2 protein-coding genes are annotated in these 468 nt (G+C 64.3%); one reads left to right on the forward strand and one right to left on the reverse strand.

What is annotated here, in order from left to right; translation table 11 throughout:
* The coding region (locus tag GPA22_RS23110; RefSeq protein ID WP_425483975.1) for a nitronate monooxygenase at positions 1-316 on the reverse strand (316 nt) is incomplete at its 3' end.
* On the opposite strand from GPA22_RS23110, the gene GPA22_RS22435 reads away from it, so the two are divergent.
* A partial coding sequence (locus GPA22_RS22435; RefSeq protein WP_169258286.1) for a LysR family transcriptional regulator occupies positions 264-468 on the forward strand: 205 nt, incomplete at its 3' end. The genes GPA22_RS23110 and GPA22_RS22435 overlap by 53 nt on opposite strands.

A 468-nucleotide genomic window follows, 5' to 3' on the forward strand; every position in this document is an offset into this window, starting at 1 on the left:
CACCATAGCCGCCGCCCAGAATGCCGAAGCCGCCAGCCTCGCTCACCGCCTTCACCAGCCGGCTGCCCGTGATCATCGCCATCGGCGCCGCCAGGATCGGATGTTCGGTGCCCAGACGCGCCGTCAATTCGGTGCCGATCGGCATGCGCTTGCTCCCTGTTCTGGACTTGCTGTTCTGGACTCCAAGCCTAAGCGGGCCTAACATTCTGCGAAAATGAATACTAGAGAACGCTGCCATCTCTAAATTGAAACGGTGGTCCCAGATGGAATTGACCGACCTGCTCACCTTTTCCACGGTCGCCCGGCTCGGCGGCATCACCCGGGCCGCCGAAGAGCTGAATACCGTGCAGTCCAACGTCACCCAGCGCATCAAGGCGCTGGAGGCCGAGATCGGCACCGCGCTGTTCGAGCGGCACAGCCGCGGCATGTCGCTGACCGGCGCCGGCCGCCGCCTGCTGCCGTATGCGC

Source organism: Aromatoleum toluvorans (genome assembly GCF_012910905.1).
Taxonomy (GTDB): Bacteria; Pseudomonadota; Gammaproteobacteria; order Burkholderiales; family Rhodocyclaceae; genus Aromatoleum; species Aromatoleum toluvorans.